At 61.4% G+C, this 3,708-nt stretch carries 2 protein-coding genes; both read left to right on the top strand.

The window, feature by feature from the left end; all coding sequences use genetic code 11:
- Positions 1-2,464: S-layer homology domain-containing protein (locus QVN30_RS11405; protein ID WP_289836466.1), on the top strand; the 2,464-nt coding region annotated here is incomplete at its 5' end.
- Positions 2,465-2,615: 151 nt separating this feature from the next.
- A partial coding sequence (locus QVN30_RS11400; protein WP_289836464.1) for a polysaccharide pyruvyl transferase family protein occupies positions 2,616-3,708 on the top strand: 1,093 nt, incomplete at its 3' end.

The raw sequence follows: 3,708 nt of genomic DNA, 5'->3' as shown, positions 1-3,708 counted from the left end.
GGCCGTGGCCGACACCGGGATCGACCTGCAGTTCGCCGACCCCGAGGGCGCGTTCAGCAACGCTGAGATCACGGGAGCCAACTTCAAGCACGGTGCCGGTACCCTTACCCTTAAAGATGGCGTGTGGCAGTGCACGTTCGCTGAGAACACGCCGGTCGTGCTCGATACCATCGACGTACATATGCTGGGCGGCGCTACCGCAAGCGCTGACTTCACCATCAACGCCTCCGATGCGAGCGACGATTACGAGGTTGCTTACTACAAGCGTGGGGATGACGGCAAGAACACCGGAGACCCCATCACTAAGGACATTACCGAGGTAGGCGACTATGTGGCAGTCGTCACGGCGGTTAGCGGAAACTATGAGGGCGGAAAGCTCTACGTTCCCTTTAGCATCACTGCGCGTCAGATTAAGAGCGTAAAGATCGTCGGTTCCAACTCCGTTACCTACAACGCGGAGAACCATGAGTTCCAGCTTCAGTTCGTTGACTCCATTGGTGCTACGTACAACGTGATGGAGGGTGTTGACTACACTGTCGAGTACGTGCGCACTGGCAACGACGCTACCGCCGAGAACATCCAGGATGTCAATGAGGTTGGAACCTACCGTGCCAAGATCACTGGCATCAATGACTGGGAGGGCAGCGTCGAACTCTCCGATTTGATTACCGTTAAGCCGCTCGACCTTAACGCCTCCAACGTCAAGATTATTGGTCTGAGCAGTTCCAAGGACACCGTGGAGCCCAAAAACCTGCTCGCCATCGTTATCGATGGAAAGCTCTACAGCGGAGAAGACGCCATCATTTCTGAGCTCAAGGCTGAGCTGGCCGATTCCACCGCTGTTTGGATGAAGAATGGCTCTTACACCTACTACGTCAGTGCCAAGAATCCCTCCGAGGGCAATATCATTGATACCAATGCTTTTGTCGCTCACAAGGTGTCCAGCGTCCTTGATTTTACCTATAACGGAGCCGCTTGGGCTGATTCTTATGAGGTGATTGCAACCGACTCCTCTACTCATTGGAGCAACAGCAAGGTTGCAGGGCAGGCTGCTAATGGCACCACGAGCGGCGTCAAGGTCGACGGCACCAAGATGACCGAGACCATCTATGATGCAAATGGCGCCAAGGTCACCAGGGGCTACATGAACAGCGTCCCGGGCACCTACTCCGTGATTTACGAGTACGCTGATGCTGATAATACTGTCGGCGGCGTTGCGTTTACTACCGTGACTGTGTATCAAAATGCCGTCAATGCAGACGCATCCGCAGCCGTGCTCTACGATGTAGACGGCGATGGCAAGAAGGATATTGTCTCTTCCATCAGCTCCACCTATAAACCTGGAGTGAACCTCAAGGACCAGATTGAGGTCTATGTCGAGGACGAAGACGGAAACGACGTTACCGCTGCCTGCACGGTTAAGTACTATGACGCGAATGGAACCGAGGTACGTGCTGTCGAGGATGCGGGCACCTATACCCTTAAGGTCACTAGCTCCGACTATAAGCTTTCCGGCACCACCGAGATGACCATCAGCATTGCACAGCTGGACCTGTCTGACGTAAATGTCGGCGCTCTGAATACTGTCAGCTGGGACAACGTCGGGAATGCCACCGAATATCTGCCTTGGCAGAAGGACGGCGTCACGCTCGACGAGCTCGATCTCGAGTACAAGTCCGGCGATAGCTGGGTCAAGTTCCCGATGAACCAGGTCAAGGCGACCATCCTCGATGCCGCCGGCAACGAGGTCAAGAAGATCGAGGACGAGGGCGTCTACACCATCCACTTCGAGGCTCGCAACGACGACGCCGCCAACAACTTCATCGTCCCCGCCGACGTCACCGTGACCTGCATCAAGGACGGCAACAACACTGACGGTGTCAACCACCTGCAGTTCGCCGACGTCGAGTACACCGACTACTTCGCGAACGCGGTCAGCTACGTTGCCAACAACAACTTCATGACGGGCTACAAGGGCACCAAGCTGTTCGGCTCCTACGACAACCTCAACCGCGGCCAGATGGCTATCGTCCTCTACAACATGGCCAAGGGCGAGGGCAAGGTCGACGAGAACGACCTGACCTACACTAACGCCGGCGGCTGGATGACCGGCTTCGACGACGTCAACGGCAACGAGTACTACGCCAAGGCAATCGCCTGGGCCAATCTTGCCGGCGTCGTGAACGGCTACGACAACGGCAACTTCGGTCCCGAGGACCCGGTGACCCGCGAGCAGTTCGCCGCGATGCTCATGAACTACACGAAGAAGTTCGGCGACTTCGAGGCCGCCGACACCTCCGTGCTCGACGAGTACGACGACGCCAGCACCGTCTCCGGCTGGGCCGAGAACTCCGTCGCCTGGGGCGTCGAGAACGGCATCCTCGGCAACGGCGGCTTCCTGAACGCCCAGGGCGAGATCATCCGCGCCGACGCCGCCTGCATGGTCTACAACTACACCAAGTAGTCTTGACCTGACGTCACGCCTTCCGTAAGGCGATACGGGCCCTCCCCTTCGGGGGAGGGCTTGCGGGAGGGCTCTGGTTCCGAGAGCCTCCCCGCAAGCCTTTGGCTCAAGTTGCAAGCTGTCGCACAAGGCTCGATGCCGAACGGCCCCCTTGGATCTCTGTCCAAGGGGGCCGTTCGGCGTTCCGAGCGCGCGGCACCGGAGAACGGGGCACCGTTTGGACACGCTCATCATCACGATCAACGACAAGAGGAACTACGGCAACCGCCTGCAGAACTGGGCCCTCTCCCGGGTCCTCTCCCGCCGGGGGACCTGCAGGACGGCCTCGACGCTGCTCGACGGCGACCTCGCTAAAGGGCGCGGGACGCGCGCGCGGGAGCGGGCGGCCCACGTACGCGACCTGCTCCGCAGGGGGTCCGCAGGGCACGGTGCCGCCGTGCGCCGTGCGGCGGTCGAGCGCTTCGACCGGAGGTGGGGCCTCGACGGGCCAGTTCTCACCTTCCGAGGCGGGCTCTCCGGGCGGTGGCGCCCCGACGCCGTCGTCATAGGGTCCGACCAGGTCTGGAATGCCATGTGGGCGTCGCCGGACGACCTCTCGCTCAGACTCGGCATGAACTTCGACGGTCTGTCGGTCGTTTCCTACGCCGCGAGCGTCGGGACGGAGAACGTCCCCGAGTGGGCCGTTCCCGCGTTCAGGGAGGGCATCGCGCGCATGGGCGCCGTCTCGGTCCGGGAGGACCGCGCCGCTGACGTGCTCGGGGGAATCATCGGCCGCCCAGTCACCGTTGTGGCAGACCCCGTTGCGCTCCTGACTCCGGAGGAATGGCGTTCCGTCTTCCCTGGAACCGTTGACGGACGAAAGCCCTTCGCTCTCGAGTACTTCCTCGGCGAGCCGTCCATCGAGCAGAGGGCGGCGATGGACGCGTTCGAGTCGGAGAGCGGTCTTGCTGTGAGGCGCGCGGGGGCGCCGGGCGACCCTTCCGCGGAGGCGGGGCCAGGATCGCTTGCGGAGCTCGCATGCCGCGCGTCCGTTGTCTTCACCGATTCCTACCATGGGTGCCTGCTCGCACTCCTCTTCGGCACACCCGTGAAGGCGTTCGCGCGGAGCGGTCTCCCGCAGGGGCTCGACATGTCCTCCCGCATGAGGACCCTCGATCGCGCACTGGGGCTCGGCGGCGCGCTGTCGTCTCCCGACGGCGCGGCCCCTTTCGTTCCGGGGCTGTCCGTCGAGCGCGCGCTGCGCG

The organism is Collinsella ihumii, assembly GCF_030385545.1.
Taxonomy (GTDB): domain Bacteria; phylum Actinomycetota; class Coriobacteriia; order Coriobacteriales; family Coriobacteriaceae; genus Collinsella; species Collinsella ihumii.
This window is presented reverse-complemented; position numbering and strand designations above follow the sequence as displayed.